The organism is Pantoea sp. CTOTU46764 (assembly GCF_031974595.1).
Taxonomy (GTDB): domain Bacteria; phylum Pseudomonadota; class Gammaproteobacteria; order Enterobacterales; family Enterobacteriaceae; genus Pantoea; species Pantoea trifolii.
Map to the genome: position 1 here is coordinate 11208 of NZ_DALYOQ010000068.1, position 16109 is coordinate 27316.

14 protein-coding genes and 1 pseudogene are annotated in these 16109 nt (G+C 50.0%); 10 read left to right on the top strand and 5 right to left on the bottom strand.

Annotation, left to right across the window (positions count from 1 at the left end):
- The first annotated feature begins 130 nt into the window (after nt 1-130).
- Nucleotides 131-2569: a glucose/quinate/shikimate family membrane-bound PQQ-dependent dehydrogenase gene (locus RTM06_RS18395; protein WP_312184122.1), complete on the top strand. Its 2439-nt coding sequence runs from the start codon at nt 131-133 to the stop codon at nt 2567-2569.
- 87 nt (nt 2570-2656) lie between these two features.
- On the opposite strand, the gene RTM06_RS18400 is transcribed toward RTM06_RS18395, so the two are convergent.
- From RTM06_RS18400 to xseA, 4 genes are all read right to left on the bottom strand, one after another.
- Nucleotides 2657-2839 carry a general stress protein gene (locus RTM06_RS18400; protein ID WP_045814915.1) on the bottom strand — a complete coding sequence of 61 codons (183 nt, stop codon included), beginning with the start codon at nt 2837-2839 and terminating at the stop codon, nt 2657-2659.
- A 103-nt stretch (nt 2840-2942) separates the two neighbouring features.
- Entirely contained in the window at nt 2943-3269 is a 327-nt protein-coding gene (locus RTM06_RS18405) for a protealysin inhibitor emfourin (RefSeq protein WP_312184126.1), read from the bottom strand.
- Entirely contained in the window at nt 3254-4279 is a 1026-nt protein-coding gene (locus RTM06_RS18410) for a M4 family metallopeptidase (RefSeq protein WP_312184128.1), read from the bottom strand. Before RTM06_RS18410 ends, RTM06_RS18405 begins: the two co-directional genes overlap by 16 nt.
- Nucleotides 4280-4330: 51 nt before the next feature.
- The gene (gene xseA, locus RTM06_RS18415; protein ID WP_110866471.1) at nt 4331-5704 is read right to left on the bottom strand and encodes an exodeoxyribonuclease VII large subunit; all 1374 of its coding nucleotides are present in this window, start codon (nt 5702-5704) and stop codon (nt 4331-4333) included.
- Between the two features lie 169 nt (nt 5705-5873).
- On the opposite strand from xseA, the gene guaB reads away from it, so the two are divergent.
- The 4 genes from guaB (at nt 5874) to RTM06_RS18435 (ending at nt 11278) form a co-directional block, all read left to right on the top strand.
- Entirely contained in the window at nt 5874-7340 is a 1467-nt protein-coding gene (gene guaB, locus RTM06_RS18420; protein ID WP_008108316.1) for an IMP dehydrogenase, read from the top strand.
- A gap of 72 nt (nt 7341-7412) precedes the next feature.
- Complete coding sequence (gene guaA / locus RTM06_RS18425) at nt 7413-8993, top strand: glutamine-hydrolyzing GMP synthase (RefSeq protein ID WP_312184131.1); 1581 nt, start codon at nt 7413-7415, stop codon at nt 8991-8993.
- A gap of 307 nt (nt 8994-9300) precedes the next feature.
- Nucleotides 9301-10491, top strand: coding sequence for a tyrosine-type recombinase/integrase (locus RTM06_RS18430; RefSeq protein WP_312184133.1), 1191 nt, complete (start codon nt 9301-9303; stop codon nt 10489-10491).
- 406 nt (nt 10492-10897) lie between these two features.
- Nucleotides 10898-11278, top strand: a complete 381-nt coding sequence (locus tag RTM06_RS18435) for a hypothetical protein (RefSeq protein ID WP_312184135.1) — start codon at nt 10898-10900, stop codon at nt 11276-11278.
- A gap of 114 nt (nt 11279-11392) precedes the next feature.
- On the opposite strand, the gene RTM06_RS18440 is transcribed toward RTM06_RS18435, so the two are convergent.
- Nucleotides 11393-12367, bottom strand: coding sequence for a LuxR family transcriptional regulator (locus RTM06_RS18440; RefSeq protein WP_312184137.1), 975 nt, complete (start codon nt 12365-12367; stop codon nt 11393-11395).
- Between the two features lie 86 nt (nt 12368-12453).
- On the opposite strand from RTM06_RS18440, the gene RTM06_RS18445 reads away from it, so the two are divergent.
- The 5 genes and pseudogenes from RTM06_RS18445 to trbJ form a co-directional block, all read left to right on the top strand.
- Nucleotides 12454-12684 (top strand): helix-turn-helix transcriptional regulator, encoded by a 231-nt coding sequence (locus tag RTM06_RS18445; protein WP_094110081.1) that lies wholly within the window; start codon nt 12454-12456, stop codon nt 12682-12684.
- A gap of 5 nt (nt 12685-12689) precedes the next feature.
- On the top strand, nt 12690-13547 hold the full coding sequence (locus RTM06_RS18450) for a helicase RepA family protein (RefSeq protein ID WP_312184141.1): 858 nt from the start codon (nt 12690-12692) through the stop codon (nt 13545-13547).
- A complete protein-coding gene (locus RTM06_RS18455) occupies nt 13534-14316 on the top strand; it encodes an ABC transporter ATPase (RefSeq protein ID WP_312184142.1) in 783 nt (260 codons plus the stop codon). The genes RTM06_RS18450 and RTM06_RS18455 overlap by 14 nt, the downstream gene beginning before the upstream one ends.
- Before the next feature lie 663 nt (nt 14317-14979).
- Nucleotides 14980-15333, top strand: coding sequence for a conjugal transfer transcriptional regulator TraJ (traJ, locus tag RTM06_RS18460; RefSeq protein ID WP_312184144.1), 354 nt, complete (start codon nt 14980-14982; stop codon nt 15331-15333).
- A gap of 80 nt (nt 15334-15413) precedes the next feature.
- Nucleotides 15414-16055 (top strand): annotated as a pseudogene (gene trbJ, locus RTM06_RS18465) (P-type conjugative transfer protein TrbJ); the annotation flags it as partial.
- Nucleotides 16056-16109: the final 54 nt, after the last annotated feature.

Genomic DNA, 16109 nt, shown 5'->3' on the forward strand with positions numbered 1-16109 from the left:
ACCCGTACCAATAGATATAAAATAAAGCGTAACGGAATTATTCCTGTCTCCCGCTGCGGCTGGAGCCTTGTTATCGGCTGCCACAGATTTACTGGCGCCAGCGCTTTATTTTTTCAGGAGAGTTTTTGTTATGGCAGAAAATTCCGCTCGTCCCGGCAAAGGGCTGAGCATCTGGTCCGTACTGTTTGGCCTGGTCCTGCTGGCTATCGGTTTGTTCTTCGCTATCGGCGGCGGCAAGCTGGTTGCGCTCGGCGGTAGCTGGTACTTCCTCATCGCCGGTATCGTCATGCTGCTGTCGGCCATTCAGTTCTTCCGTCGCAAATCATCCGCCGTCACCCTGTTTATTCTGGTGTTCGCTGGCACGTTGATTTGGTCACTGTTTGATGCAGGCTTGCATTTCTGGCCGCTGGTATCACGTTTGATGGTGCCGGCCGGTTTGATGCTGTTTGCATTCCTCACCTGGCCAGCCCTGCGTAAAAGCGAAGGCAAAAGCTCTCTGGCGAAAGCCTCTTATGTGCTCTCTGCGGTGATCGCGGTGGGCATGGTGGCGACCTTCGTGCAGATGTTCCAGCCGCATCCTACCGTGGCGTTTGACGGTAAACAGCTGCCGTTAATTCCGGTCGATAAAGCAAAACCTCAGCAAGACTGGAGTAGCTACGGCCGTACGCCGGGTGGCGACCGCTTCGCTGCCATCGATCAGATCACGCGTGACAATGTAAAAGACTTGCAGGTCGCCTGGACTTTCCACACCGGTGATACGCCGATCAGTCCAACCGGTAACGGTGCGGAAGATCAGCAAACGCCATTGCAGGTGGGCAACACGCTGTTCCTGTGCACCCCGCATAACAATGTGATTGCGGTTGCCGCAGACAGCGGTAAGGAAATCTGGAAACGCGAAATCAATGCGCAGGCAGAAGTATGGAACCGCTGCCGTGGCTTAGCTTATTTCGATGCGACTAAACCGCTGCAGCAGCCAACCGAGCCGGGTTCAACGCCGGTTACTGCCGCTGTGCTGCCTGCTGGCGATACCTGTCAGCGTCGTATTCTGATGAACACCATTGATGCGCGTCTGATTGCTATCAACGCCGACAACGGTGAGCTGTGCGACACCTTCGGTACGCACGGTGTGGTTGACCTGAAAACCGGTCTCGGCAGTGCGCCAGATCCGCAATATCAGCTGACGTCACCGCCAGCGATGGCCGGTACCACTGTTGTTGTGGGTGGTCGTGTCGCCGATAACGTACAGACCGACATGCCTGGCGGCGTGCTGCGTGGTTTTGACGTTATCACTGGTCAGATGCGCTGGGCGTTTGACCCAGGCAACGACGACCCAAATGCGGTGCTGATGCCGGGTAAAAATTACACCCGCAGTACGCCAAACTCGTGGGCGCCAATGTCTTACGATCCGGCAATGAACACCGTGTTCCTGCCGATGGGTAGCTCGTCAGTGGATCTGTGGGGTGCGAACCGTACCAAACTGGATCACACTTACGGCGCATCAATTCTGGCGTTGGATGCCACCACCGGTAAGCAGAAGTGGGTTTATCAGACCGTGCATAACGATCTGTGGGACTTTGACCTGCCAATGCAGCCGAGCCTGGTCGACTTCCCGATGAAGGATGGCACCAACAAGCCAGCCGTGGTTATCGGCGCGAAAACCGGCATGATTTGGGTGCTGGACCGCCTGACCGGCAAGCCTTTGACCAAAGTTGAAGAGCTGCCGATGCCGCAGGGTCACATCCCGAACGAGCAGTACACCAAAACTCAGCCGCACTCAGTGGAAATGCCAAACATCGGCAACCAAAAAATGAGTGAGTCGGATATGTGGGGCGCAACGCCGTTTGATCAGTTGGCGTGCCGTATTGCCTTTAAGGGCATGCGTTACGATGGTCTGTTCACCGTGCCGGATACTGATAAATCCCTCAGCTTCCCAGGTTCGCTGGGCGGTATGAACTGGGGCGGTATCTCGTTTGACCCGAACAACCAATACATGTTCGTTAACGACATGCGTCTCGGCCTGTGGGTACAGATGATCCCACAAGACACCAGCAAAACGGCGGCCAGCAACGGTGGCGAAGCCATTAACACCGGTATGGGTGCGGTTCCGCTGAAAGGCACGCCGTACGCGGTTAACAAAAACCGCTTCATGTCGCCGCTGGGCATTCCGTGCCAGGCTCCGCCGTTCGGTACGCTGTCGGCGATTGACATGAAAACCCGTCAGATCGTGTGGCAGGTGCCGGTTGGTACCGTTGAAGATACCGGTCCGTTTGGTATCAAAATGCGCGCGAAAATGCCAATTGGTATGCCGACCTTAGGCGGCACGCTGGCAACGCAGGGCGGCCTGGTGTTCATCGCCGGTACGCAGGATTACTATCTGCGCGCTTTCGATAGCTCAACCGGTAAAGAAGTGTGGAAAGCACGTCTGCCAGTTGGCAGCCAGGGCGGTCCAATCAGCTACGTTTCGCCGAAAACCGGCAAACAGTACATCCTGATCTCCGCAGGCGGCGCACGTCAGTCGCCAGACCGTGGTGATTACGTGATTGCTTACGCGCTGCCAGACAGCAAGTAAGCTCGCAAGATGAGAAAGGCCGACATCATGATGTCGGCCTTTTTTTTTAACCATCCGTGGCAGAACACTTCCTTTAAGGCACCTTAATTACTGCTGCTTGGAAGGGCGGCGGCTTTTTTGACCTCCTTTTCTTCCAGCTTCCCTGGCTCTTTCAGGATCATTTCTGAAATTACCCCCGCTGACTTTGCCGCCAGCGCTACCTGCTTCCCTGGCGCGCTCCGGGTCCTCTGCAAAGTTCCCGGCACCACCTCGTTGCTTTTTTTGTGTCATAGCAGAGACCTCATCTAAGAGTATTTTCTTCGACGTGGACTAGCTAGCCACATAATGAGTATAGTCAATCAGTTATGCTCTGCCTTGAGAGACCTCTGATAACCTATTCGCCGTCTCGCCACAGCGATTGCAGCTCGGGGGGGGCCAATTGTTCGGGGATTAAAATCACTAAGCTTGCCGCTTCACGATGTGTGGTGTAAGAGATTTGAATGCGGTAATAGCGCTGATCGCCGCGACCCATATTTGCCGCCTGATCTTCCGGTTCGCCCAGCGGCATCGCCTGTTCCAGCACCTCGCAGACGCGCTGCTTTTGCGGTTCTGGCAGTTCCGCCAGCGCAAAGCGCCGCTCGCCGCGCAGTTTAGGAATAAAAGCGATACCACCTTCACGCGCCAGCTCGATGATGGCGTCATCGGTCAGTTGGATGTCCATGCTACGCCTACCTGCTGCCAGGCGGATTGGATCTTCTCCGCCACTGAATTGTTGAACCGCTGTTTTGCGTGCTGCACGGTAAAGTGTGCAAAGGTGCTAAAATCGGCATCCTGCGGCAGCGTTTTGTCGCACAGCGTATCGTACCAGGCTTGACCCGCCTGTTCCCACGCGAAGCCGCCCAGCGCTTTAGCGGCGAGATAGAAGGCGCGATTGGGAATGCCCGAGTTGAGATGTACGCCGCCGTTGTCGTCACGCGTTTCGATGTAGTGAGCCATGTCGGCGGGTTGCGGATCTTTGCCCAGCACTGGATCGTCGTATGCGGTACCCGGTGCTGACATTGATCGCAATCCGCGCCCATTAATGCCCTGCGCCAGCAAACCTTCACCGATAATCCAGTCGGCCTGATCGGCGCTCTGCTTGAGGTGGAATTGCTTTACCAGCGAGCCAAACACGTCAGACATCGATTCGTTCAGCGCACCTGCCTGCTGAAAATAGATCAATCCCGCTTCGGTTTCCGTCACGCCGTGCGTCAGCTCGTGTGCCACCACATCCAGCGCGATGGTGAAGCGATTAAAAATCTCACCGTCGCCGTCACCAAACACCATCTGCTGACCGTTCCAGAAGGCGTTCTGGTACTCCTTGCCGTAATGCACGGTGCCATCGAGCTTGAGCCCTTTGTTGTCCAGCGAGTTGCGTTGATAAGTTTGCCAAAAGAAATCGTAAGTAATGCCGAGATAGTTCCATGCCTCTTCAGCTGCGACGTCACCATTTCCCGGCTGACCTTCGCCGCGCACCAACGTGCCGGGCAGATTTTGTGTTCCTTCGGCGTCGTAGATAGCCCGCAGCACCGTGCCAGGCTGCGCGGTGGCGCTGCTTGCCGGTTTCGCATTGTGTTCGCCCATTAAGTGCTGGACATGGGTGAGGGTGCGGCGCGCGTAGTCTTGTTGCGCGCCGGAGCAGTTATCAATGATATTGCGCAGAATGTAAGGGGGAATAACGCAGTAAGACATACCAATCTCCCTGGCTCTTTAACGAATGTGCCAGAAAGTATAGTTTTCATACTATGAACGTGCTTTGCGACTCCGGGATTTCTGCGGTTCGAGGGCGGTAACCTGGCTTTCCACCCAGCCATCGTCCAGCCGGGTGCGCAGCAAGTCGCCTTTGCTCAGCTGTTGGGTTTTCTTCACCACCTGACCTTGGGTGTCGGTAGTGACGCTAAAACCACGCGCCAGCGTCGCCAGCGGGCTCACGCCTTCAAGCTGTGCCGCCAGCGTGCCAAAGCGCTGACGATTGTGATTGAGCTGCTTCTCCATGCCCTGCTGTAAGCGATAGTGCCATTGCTGGAGCTGCTGCTGAGCGCGCAGAATACGTCCCTGCGGCTGCTGGGCATTGAGGCGTTGCAGCAGGCGATCCTGCTGACGATTGGCCACACGCATGCGCTGGTCCATTGCTTCACCGAGACGGCGCTGCAGCTGGAAGAGCGCGGTTTGCTGGCGTGCCAGACGCAGCTGTGGATGCTGCTGCTGCAAGCGGTGCTGAATGCGCGTGAAACGACGCTGCTGCTGAGCCAGATAGAAATCCATCGCCATCTCCATGCGCTGCTGCTGCGACTGCAAACGGCGCAACAGTTCAAGCTGATTACGGCTCACCAATTCTGCCGCAGCAGACGGCGTCGGCGCACGTAAATCCGCTACGAAGTCAGCGATAGTGACATCGGTTTCATGCCCAACGGCGCTGACAATCGGCAGGCGGCTGGCAAAAATCGCCCGCGCCACACGCTCGTCATTGAAGCTCCACAAATCTTCCAGTGAACCGCCGCCACGACCGACAATCAGCACGTCACACTCATCGCGCTGGTTAGCCAGCTCAATGGCACGCACAATACCAGCCGGCGCATCCACGCCTTGCACCGCGGTGGGATAGATAATCACCGGCAGTGAAGGATCGCGTCGATGCAGCACGCGCAGCACGTCGTGCAGCGCCGCGCCGGTGGCGGAGGTAATCACGCCCACCTGACGCGCCGGATCCGGCAGCGGCTGTTTAAACTGTTGATCGAATAAGCCTTCCGCGGCTAAACGCGCTTTCAGCTGTTCAAATTGCTGCTGCAGCAAGCCTTCACCGGCCGGATGCATGCTTTCGATAATCAGCTGATAATCGCCGCGCGGCTCATACAGCGTGATGCTGGCGCGCACTAACACTTGCTGGCCATGTTGAGGACGGAAGGTGACGCGACGATTGCTGTTGCGGAACATTGCGCAGCGCACTTGTGCGCCATCATCCTTCAACGTGAAGTACCAATGACCGGAAGAGGGCTGAGTGAAATTTGAAATTTCAGCACTGAGCCACACCAGGCCCATCTCATTTTCCAGCAGTTGGCGCACCGTGGTGTTCAGGCGGCTGACGGTAAAAATATTGGCGGTTGGCGGTAGCGACATGTGATGTAGATCAAATTTTAAATCAGAGGGTTAATCAACTGATACTACATTGCTTGCCCTGAGGATCAAGACTTTTTCTGAAAAAACACTGGAGGCAATCGGTTTCGGCCTGTATAATGCCGCGGCAATATTTTATCTGTTTTAATCGCCCCCAGGTGGAGATATTGCAATGTTAAGAATCGCTAAAGAAGCCCTCACATTTGACGACGTTCTGCTCGTTCCCGCTCACTCCACTGTCTTACCGAACACCGCTGATCTCAGCACTCAACTGACGAAAAACATCCGTCTTAACATCCCAATGCTCTCTGCTGCCATGGACACCGTGACCGAAGCCGGTCTGGCCATTGCGCTGGCGCAGGAAGGGGGGTTGGGCTTTATTCACAAAAACATGTCAATTGAGCGCCAGGCAGACGAAGTTCGTAAGGTGAAAAAACACGAAAGCGGCGTAGTTACCGATCCGCAAACCGTGCTGCCAACCACCGCGCTAGCGGCGGTGAAAGAGCTGACCGAACGTAACGGTTTCGCCGGTTATCCGGTAGTGAACACCGAGAACGAGTTGGTGGGCATCATCACTGGCCGTGACGTGCGTTTTGTTACCGACCTGACGTTGCCGGTTTCTGCAGTGATGACCCCGAAGGAGCGTCTGGTCACGGTGAAAGAGGGTGAAGCACGCGAAGTTGTGCTGCACAAAATGCATGAAAAACGCGTTGAGAAAGCGCTGGTTGTTGATGACAGCTTCCACCTGCTGGGCATGATCACCGTTAAAGATTTCCAGAAAGCCGAACGTAAACCTAACGCCTGTAAAGATGCGGAAGGCCGCCTGCGCGTAGGCGCGGCGGTAGGTGCTGGTGCAGGCAACGAAGAGCGTGTCGATGCGCTGGTGGCTGCTGGCGTTGACGTGCTGCTGATTGACTCGTCACACGGTCACTCTGAAGGCGTGCTGCAGCGTATTCGTGAAACCCGTGCAAAATACCCGAACCTGGAAATCATCGGCGGCAACGTTGCAACTGGCGCAGGCGCACTGGCGCTGGCGCAGGCTGGCGTGAGCGCGGTGAAAGTGGGTATCGGCCCTGGCTCAATTTGCACCACGCGTATCGTTACCGGCGTTGGCGTTCCACAGATCACCGCCGTTTCTGATGCAGTTGCCGCGCTGGAAGGCACCGGCATTCCGGTTATCGCTGATGGCGGTATCCGCTTCTCTGGCGACATCGCAAAAGCGATTGCAGCAGGCGCAGCGGCCGTGATGGTTGGCTCGATGCTGGCCGGTACCGAAGAGTCTCCGGGCGAAATCGAGCTGTATCAGGGCCGTTCGTTCAAATCTTATCGCGGTATGGGTTCACTGGGCGCGATGTCTAAAGGCTCTTCAGACCGTTACTTCCAGAGCGATAACGCTGCGGACAAACTGGTACCGGAAGGTATCGAAGGTCGCGTTGCCTATAAAGGCCGCCTGAAAGAGATCGTGCACCAGCAAATGGGCGGCCTGCGCTCTTGCATGGGCCTGACCGGTTGCCCAACCATCGACGATCTGCGTACCAAAGCGGAGTTCGTGCGTATCAGCGGCGCGGGCATCAATGAAAGCCACGTGCATGACGTGACCATCACCAAAGAGTCGCCAAACTACCGCATGGGTTCATAATCCCGTAAAATTTAGCGCCCGGCACTCGCCGGGCGCTTTTATTATTAAGTCCATCCCAATGGAAACGCCTCAATGACGACTGAAAATATTCATAAACATCGTATTTTGATCCTCGATTTTGGTTCTCAGTATACGCAGCTGGTTGCGCGCCGCGTGCGCGAACTGGGTGTTTACTGCGAGCTCTGGGCGTGGGATGTCACCGAAGAGCAAATTCGCCAGTTCAACCCGAACGGCATCATTCTCTCTGGCGGTCCGGAGAGCACCACCGAGTTGAACAGCCCGCGTGCGCCGGAATACGTGTTTAACGCCGGCGTGCCGGTGCTGGGCGTTTGCTACGGCATGCAGACCATGGCGATGCAGCTGGGCGGTAAGGTCGAAGGCTCTAACGAGCGCGAATTTGGCTATGCGCAGGTTGAAGTGCTGACCCAGAGCGCGCTGGTGCGTGACATCGAAGATGCGATTAGCGCAGCAGGTAAACCGCTGCTGGACGTGTGGATGAGCCACGGCGACAAAGTCACCGCCATCCCAGCCGGTTTCGAAACCGTTGCCAGCACCGAAACCTGTCCGTTCGCCATCATGGCGAATGAAGATAAGAAATTCTACGGCGTGCAATTCCACCCGGAAGTGACGCACACGCGTCAGGGCCTGCGCATGCTCGAGCGTTTCATTCGTGACATCTGCGGCTGCGAAGCGCTGTGGACACCAGCCAAAATCATCGAAGATGCGGTTGAGCGCATTCGTCAGCAGGTTGGCGAAGACAAAGTGATCCTCGGCCTGTCAGGCGGCGTGGACTCTTCTGTGACCGCGATGCTGCTGCACCGCGCCATCGGCGAGCGTCTAACCTGTGTGTTCGTCGACAACGGTTTGCTGCGTCTGAATGAAGCTGAGCAAGTAATGGATATGTTTGGCGACCACTTCGGCCTGAACATCGTGCACGTGGCGGCTGAAGCGCGCTTCCTTGATGCGCTGGCGGGCGAGAACGATCCAGAAGCCAAACGTAAAATCATTGGCCGCGTATTCGTTGAAGTGTTCGATGAGCAGGCACTGCGTCTGGAAGATGTGAAGTGGCTGGCGCAGGGCACCATCTATCCTGACGTGATCGAATCGGCGGCTTCTGCCACCGGTAAAGCGCACGTAATCAAATCGCACCACAACGTGGGCGGTTTGCCAAAAGAGATGAAGATGGGCCTGGTTGAGCCGCTGAAAGAGCTGTTCAAAGACGAAGTGCGTAAAATCGGTCTGGAACTCGGCTTGCCATACGACATGCTGTATCGTCACCCGTTCCCAGGTCCAGGTTTGGGCGTGCGCGTGCTGGGCGAAGTGAAGAAAGAGTACTGCGACCTGCTGCGTCGTGCAGACGCCATCTTCATTGAAGAGCTGCATAAAGCTGACCTGTACAACAAAGTCAGCCAGGCGTTCACCGTGTTCCTGCCAGTGCGTTCTGTTGGCGTAATGGGCGATGGGCGTAAATACGATTGGGTAGTTTCACTGCGTGCGGTGGAAACCATCGACTTCATGACCGCGCACTGGGCGCACCTGCCGTACGATTTCCTCGGCCGCGTCTCTAACCGCATCATCAACGAAGTGAACGGCATTTCCCGCGTGGTTTATGATATTTCGGGTAAACCACCTGCGACGATCGAGTGGGAATGATTTCGCGTCTGGCAACACCCTGCACGTGAAAGCAGTAAAACATCTCTAAGCCCGCGTAACTGCGGGCTTTTTTGTTTTTGTGTCTGGCACTTTCTGGCAGCTGTTAGCAACGGGAAGCACGGTTTTTTCAATGGAATTTTTGATGGTACTCTCTGGTTTCGAATTCAGATTTGAGAAAGTACCATGTGATAAATGTGGATTGAGTTATGGTATTTATTTTTTATAACTCAATTAAAAACAGATAGTTAAATGACTTTTCTGAGCTTTTTGCAACATGGTATTAATTTATATAGGAAAACAATAAACCATGTTGACTGACACCAGGCTGCGTCACCTAAAGCCGAAGGATAAACTCTATAAAGTTAATGACCGTGATGGGCTGTATGTTGCGGTCACTCCGGCTGGAACGATCTCATTTCGTTATAACTATTCAATAAACGGAAGACAGGAGACTGTTACTTTTGGCCGCTATGGTGTTGGAGGGATCACGCTTGCAGAAGCGCGTGAACGGCTCAATGAAGCTAAAAAAATGGTTGCCGGTGGAAGATCGCCTGCTAGGGAAAAGGCCAGAGATAAAGCGCGTATCAAAGATGCGGAGACATTTGGTGCGTGGGCTGAGAAATGGTTGCGCGGTTATCAAATGGCTGAATCGACGCGTGATATGCGGCGTTCGGTATATCAAAGGGAGTTGAAGTCAAAATTTTCCCAGCAGAAACTAAGTGAAATTACACATGAAGACTTACGCGCATTAACCGATAACATTGTCGAGAGAGGGGCACCGGCGACAGCTGTGCACGCCAGAGAAATTGTATTGCAAGTCTATCGCTGGGCTATTGAGCGCGGTCAGAAGGTGGATAATCCAGCTGATCGGGTACGGCCTGCAAGCATAGCGAAATTTGAGCCTCGTGACAGGGCATTGACGCCAATTGAAATCGGTCTGATGTATCGATATATGGAACGGGTAGGAACGACGCCATCAATCAGAGCAGCGGTTAAACTTTTGCTGTTAACGATGGTACGTAAAAGTGAGCTTACTAACGCGACTTGGGATGAGATCAATTTTAGTGACGCAGTTTGGACGATACCAAAGGAAAGGATGAAACGACGTAATCCACATTTGGTTTTTCTTCCCCGACAGGCAATAGATATTATGATTGCCCTTAAAACCTTTGCCGGTAGCTCTGATTATATCCTTCCTTCACGTTACGATTCCGATGCGCCAATGAGTAGTGCTACCTTAAACCGGGTTTTGACACTTATATATCGTCTGGCACAGAAAGAAGGGGAGTCATTGCCTAAGTTCGGTCCTCATGACTTACGGCGTACAGCCAGCACCTTACTACATGAGGCTGGGTACAATACTGACTGGATTGAGAAGTGCCTTGCCCATGAACAAAAGGGAGTTCGAGCTGTTTACAATAAGGCCGAGTATCGCGAGCAGAGATCAGAGATGCTGCAAGATTGGGCGAATATGATTGATGAATGGACTAGTAAATAATTTATAATCAGTAGGTTAAGTTGATATGCTTCCTGTCTCTATACCAGTAGGACAATTTTAGCCGCTAAAATTCACAGAATCTTTACTGGTTTTTCTTTAGACTGCATAAAAAGGAAAAGTAAGAGTGCCTGAGTTGTCTGTGATTATAGAATGGATGAATCAATACCCTAAGACCGGCTGGATATTGCTGTTAATCTATATTGTACTCGGTGTAGTTCGTCACAGAGTAATTAATGCTGAATCTGGTAGCGTCTTTCGTGGACTACTCAATCTTAGGAAGCGCCGGCTGGAGCAAATGCTTGAACAGCCATATTTGAATAAAAATGCGATCAGTCTGGTAAGACGTGAGCTTCGTTAGCGCAGCGTTTACCAGCTCACAGGGCTATATAACTATCGTCTACAGGATTTGGCAATCATATTTTGCGATCGTTATGGGTTGCGGGCTGGTTATCTCAAGCCATGGCGTAACTGGCTCAATGAACAGGAAGGACAGATTGTGTTCAAAAGGAAATGGCATTATTTTCGCTGGCGTATCTTTCTGGCGGTGCTAATTGTAAATGTAATCTTACTGGTAGCATTCATTATGTATATATTTTCTCATGCTTCAGCCGAAATGATCGCACCACTAATCATGTTCTACGTGCTTTTATGGTTGTTTCCTTGGCTAATGGTGGCCTCAGTACCTACTCCAGCATGGACTCGTGAAATGGAAGCTTATCTGAGAAAATTTAATGCTGAACAAAGAATGGCTGATAGTAATAATCATTGTCATATTGAATTAAAATAGTTCTGACGGTGAAATATGATTGATCTTAGGAGGTATGCCATAATCAATTAAAAAATCAATCCTTAAGATACAACTGCGTATTTTTAGGGGTTTTAGTAAGCAAGTTGAATAAAATCAAACATCATTGTTGATATAAAATTCTTTTCGTAGAGATGTCAGGGCTTTGGACACAGCTTGACGTGTCACTGGCAAGTTATAATTGTTTGTTAAAATCTGTGCGACCTCCGATTGATTGAATCCCTGATGTATTAAAGCAAGTATTTTCTTCTTTGTATCGGACAGTTTATAATCAGTCATGAACCGTGCAATATTTCTAAGGTCGACTATATCTACTGGGGTTAAATTTTTGTCTAGCATCCATTTTAAAAAATAATAATCAACTAATCCATTACCGGAGTTAGCGTTAGCTTTATTTGGTTTAGCACATTGCCGCCTTAGTCTTAATAGTTCTTGGTTGAATTGTTCAAGGGAGCGTTTTCCTTTTCTGTAAAGGGGGTACCACTGGCCATTGGTCAATCTGGGTCTATGGTTAGAGCAATATCGATCGCTAAAAACCAACTTTTCATGATAAGGGAATTCATTGTCTTTAGCAGCATATTCTGAAATTTCAGTAATAAATTTAGAGAATTCAGTCTGGTTACCGCAGAACTCGCAAAAACCGAGTTTACGTTGAGAATTTAAAGTTACACCTTTTGCCGGTGATGATTTCTTTGGCCGTTTGGATGCGCACTCACTGACTAATTCAATAAGAGACTCAATTGTAGCAATAAAGCATCTATCTAGAGAATTTTGACTATATGAAGTCAGAATGAATTGACGCAAAAGAAGTCTTTGTGCGCGTGCTACCACATTAAAACCCACATATTTGAGTAGTTCACTAAATTCCATTCCTCCGCCAGAAATGTAGTCCTTATAGCTTAGTGGCAGAGAATTTATATAAGCAGCTAATGCAGGGTCAATCACTTCCTTTATCAAGCGAAGTATTGGATACCGCCGTGAAAATGTAGAATACGGAGAGCTACGCTCTACAAATATTTTAATTTCTGCTGCAACTGTGAGGTCACAGCCTTCCCAAGGAGTAATTTTCATGTCAACCATTTTAGCCAATGAATAGGTTTTAACAAGTGGTAATGCTTGGCATTGTATAGGCCTGATTGGAAACAGGAGGAAGGCAGATGCAACCAAAGGCACATAGCACGCTCATTAACAGAAAAACACTTCTGGAAATGATCCCATTATCAGCCCGGACTATTTATAACCTTGAGCAGCGAGGTGAGTTTCCTCGCCGTATAGCACTTACTAGCCGAAATGTTGCATGGCAGTTATCCGAAGTGGAACAGTGGATTGCGGATCGTAAATCAGCAATGTTTAAAGCGGCCAGACCCGGTATTGTTTTAGGTAGGTAACAGCAATGTCATTGAACATAATGGAAACGTTTGAAGCTCAGCCACAGCCAATTGACTACGTTTTGCCTAATTTAGCTATTGGTACTGTCGGAGCGATTGTTTCTCCAGGAGGCGTTGGAAAGTCAATGCTGGCATTACAACTGGCTGTGCAGATTACTTGTGGTGTAGATCTTTTAAACTTTGGTGAATATCCAACGGGGTTAGTGGCATATTTACCTGTGGAGGACTCTGCAACCATCATTCACCATCGTCTATATGCTTTGGGAAAATATCTAACAACACGTCAGCAGCAGATTGTAGCTGATAAGCTACTTGTCGAACCTTTGGTAGGTAAGTGTCCAAATATTTTCTCGCCAGGTTGGAGCAACTTGATTAATGAGATTTCAAAAAGTAGACGGTTAATAATTTTGGATACTCTTCGCCGTTTCCACCAGGAAGATGAAAATAATAGCGGAGCAATGTCCAAAGTCATTGGAAAGCTAGAAGGTATTGCTGCTGATACTGGATGTTCGATTATATTTCTACACCATTCAAACAAAGGCTCTGCCACGATGGGAGTTGGTGATATACAACAGGCAAGTAGAGGTAGTAGTGTCTTGGTTGATAATATACGTTGGCAATCTTATCTGGCAGGCATGACCACCTTAGAAGCGAAGACGTACGGTATTTCTGATGATGTTCGAGGTCAATTTGTTAGATTTGGAATCAATAAAGCAAATTATGGTGAACGTGCCCCAGATCGTTGGTTACAGAGACATGAAGGAGGAGTATTAAGAATAACGGCGCTCAGCTCGAAGAATAATAAAAAGCTTACTAATGAGAGAACATCTGCCTGGAGTGGCGCTGACAATGACAACTGGTAATAAAGTGGCACCCACAAGTACAGCATGGCAAGCCCGAGTAATTCTGTACCAACCAAGCCAGCGTCCTAAGGAGGTGAAGGGGCAATGGATGGAGACAAGTTTCGGACGTTGTCGTGTTACCGGACGGCTCGGGCAGCGTCATGCCGATATCATGGAAACAATATTATATGTTGCCGAGCAACGTCGTGAAATTTCTGATGGTGGAATTGAATTATTAGTAGATCCAGCGAAAGTACGCCGAACGTTATCCGATGCACAATATAGTTATGGCCGTATACAAAAATTGCTTTTAGATCTTCGCGTCGCATCAGTTGAAATTATAACGCCAGAGCTAGAGAAAAGCGGCGACTGTATAATAGGGGGACTAATCGATCATGTAGTGCCATCACCTATGACTCGCCCTAATCCTTTGACTGGGGGAGTACGCCGTTTATGGCGTGTCCGTCTGGGTGTTGCATTAGCGATGTTACTCAAAAAAGATTTGCCATTTTATTATCATCCTGGCCCCATAGCTCGGCTACAACATGGTATTAGCCAAGCGGTCGCCCGTCATGTCTTAACCCATAAGAATAATCCTTTAGGAGGGTGGTATATGGATACGTTGCTATTAGCAGTGTGCGGTGAAGGAACGAGTAATATGACTTTACGTAATTACCGTCGGAGATTGAAAGAAGATGCTGTGCAATTGCGTGAGATTGGAATTGATTTGAACGGTTCCAGGATAAAACGTGTCACAACGGCCCGATATTGTGTCACAACGGCCCGATAGCGTGTTATAGCGGCCCGATAGCGTGCTACAGAGGCCCGAATTTTTACTATTAAGCAGTATTTACAGGATCGTTCAGGATCTTCAGGCTTCGAAATCACCTGCCTGAGCAGGCGCTTTCAAATCCAGAATCGGCCAAAGGCCGATGGTTGTACGCCAGAAGAAGAGATTACCTACACGCTTGGTATATTGACGCTTGAGGTAAATTTTATGACATATGAGGTACGCCCCTGCCTTTGGGCATAGAGAGGCAGATTTTAGCCGCTAAAATCTGCAATGCACATGCTCAGACAAGGTAATTAAAAAAGTTCACAAGCAATAAAAGGCTTCTTTCATTATATCGAAAAATAAATACAGTTGGCGGACGCCCATAGAGAACTACTAGAGGTCATTTTTAAAAGTGAGAATTATAGGTTCCTTGCAAAAAACACATTTGCTGCAGATTTCACTCGAGTAATCCTGCACTAATACATTAAAAAAACACATCCTTTACACTGAAATACACATTGTTGTGCACAGATATACAACGGCAACGGTAGGGCAGGACATGTAAAGTAGGCCCACCGCTCCGGTGTCCCAACTTTACCACTCCCTATTCGCCGCAACGCTGCTCGAGGTAGTCCTGCTCTGCGAGGCTGATCGGCTACCGCCAATATGGAGAGTGATATGACAGTTTCTCAGACTAGAAAGAACAGTACACCAATTAAAGTTTATTGTTTGCCAGAGGAAAAAACGCAAATCCAGGAAAATGCAGAAGCTTCTGGTTTAAGTGTCGCGAGTTTCATTCGTAAAGTCGCAATGGGTTATCAGGTTGAGTCTATTGTAGATATTAAACAGGTTATAGAACTTGGCCGGGTAAATGCTGATCTAGGGAGACTTGGTGGTTTACTTAAATTGTGGCTAGCTAATGATCCTCGCACAATTGATATTCCGCCCACACTGATAAAAGCGTTGCTTGCAAAAATAGAATCAACCAGACAAGAACTAAGGACTATTATGGATAGAATTTTGGATATTTAAATGTATTGCTTTCTATATATCAGCATCTGTTACCAGCCAAGTCTACAATACTAATAATCAGTTGAGTTTGAGGTAAAAAAATGAAATTTATGCTCCGAATATTTTCATCGCAAAGAAGTATTTTAGCCGCTAAAAAAGCGTTAGTAGCTTCCTTCATCGCGTATATCGTGGCATTACCGGCCAAAGCAGGTATCCCAGTTATTGATGGAACTGATGTTGTTCAGACCACAATCAGCGCAGTCAACAACGTTCAGGCAGTGGCAAAACAAATCCAGCAATACCAGATGCAACTGCAGCAATATGAAAACATGCTGCAGAACACCGTAGCGCCTGCTGCTTACATCTGGGACCAAGCTAATTCGACCATCAACAAATTACTGCAGGCGCAGGACACGCTGAATTACTACAAAAATCAGGCCGGAAGTCTCGATTCATACCTTAAACGTTATCAAGATATTAACTACTACCGTTCATCACCGTGCTTCAACACCAATCTTGAGTGTACTGCATCTGATATTAGCGCACTGCGTAAAGCTGAACAGGACAGTTCTGAGGCACGAAAAAAAGCTAATGACGCCGTATTCAAGGCGATTGATGAACAGCAAGAATCGCTGCAAAACGATGCTAACAACCTGGCCGGTTTGCAAACTCATGCAACCGGTGCAAAAGGGCAAATGGAAGCCATTCAGACGGCTAACCAGCTGGCTAGTGCACAAACAAATCTGACCTGCTCCCCGTTGATTAATACACCGCGATGTTAGTAATGTCTTCATAAG

What these genes read in the sequence shown, in the direction of transcription:
- RTM06_RS18395 (WP_312184122.1), top strand. Translation starts at nt 131, where the DNA reads ATGGCAGAAAATTCCGCTCGTCCCGGCAAAGGGCTGAGCATCTGGTCC.
- RTM06_RS18400 (WP_045814915.1), bottom strand. Translation starts at nt 2,839, where the DNA reads ATGACACAAAAAAAGCAACGAGGTGGTGCCGGGAACTTTGCAGAGGAC.
- RTM06_RS18405 (WP_312184126.1), bottom strand. Translation starts at nt 3,269, where the DNA reads ATGGACATCCAACTGACCGATGACGCCATCATCGAGCTGGCGCGTGAA.
- RTM06_RS18410 (WP_312184128.1), bottom strand. Translation starts at nt 4,279, where the DNA reads ATGTCTTACTGCGTTATTCCCCCTTACATTCTGCGCAATATCATTGAT.
- xseA (WP_110866471.1), bottom strand. Translation starts at nt 5,704, where the DNA reads ATGTCGCTACCGCCAACCGCCAATATTTTTACCGTCAGCCGCCTGAAC.
- guaB (WP_008108316.1), top strand. Translation starts at nt 5,874, where the DNA reads ATGTTAAGAATCGCTAAAGAAGCCCTCACATTTGACGACGTTCTGCTC.
- guaA (WP_312184131.1), top strand. Translation starts at nt 7,413, where the DNA reads ATGACGACTGAAAATATTCATAAACATCGTATTTTGATCCTCGATTTT.
- RTM06_RS18430 (WP_312184133.1), top strand. Translation starts at nt 9,301, where the DNA reads ATGTTGACTGACACCAGGCTGCGTCACCTAAAGCCGAAGGATAAACTC.
- RTM06_RS18440 (WP_312184137.1), bottom strand. Translation starts at nt 12,367, where the DNA reads ATGAAAATTACTCCTTGGGAAGGCTGTGACCTCACAGTTGCAGCAGAA.
- RTM06_RS18445 (WP_094110081.1), top strand. Translation starts at nt 12,454, where the DNA reads ATGCAACCAAAGGCACATAGCACGCTCATTAACAGAAAAACACTTCTG.
- RTM06_RS18450 (WP_312184141.1), top strand. Translation starts at nt 12,690, where the DNA reads ATGTCATTGAACATAATGGAAACGTTTGAAGCTCAGCCACAGCCAATT.
- RTM06_RS18455 (WP_312184142.1), top strand. Translation starts at nt 13,534, where the DNA reads ATGACAACTGGTAATAAAGTGGCACCCACAAGTACAGCATGGCAAGCC.
- traJ (WP_312184144.1), top strand. Translation starts at nt 14,980, where the DNA reads ATGACAGTTTCTCAGACTAGAAAGAACAGTACACCAATTAAAGTTTAT.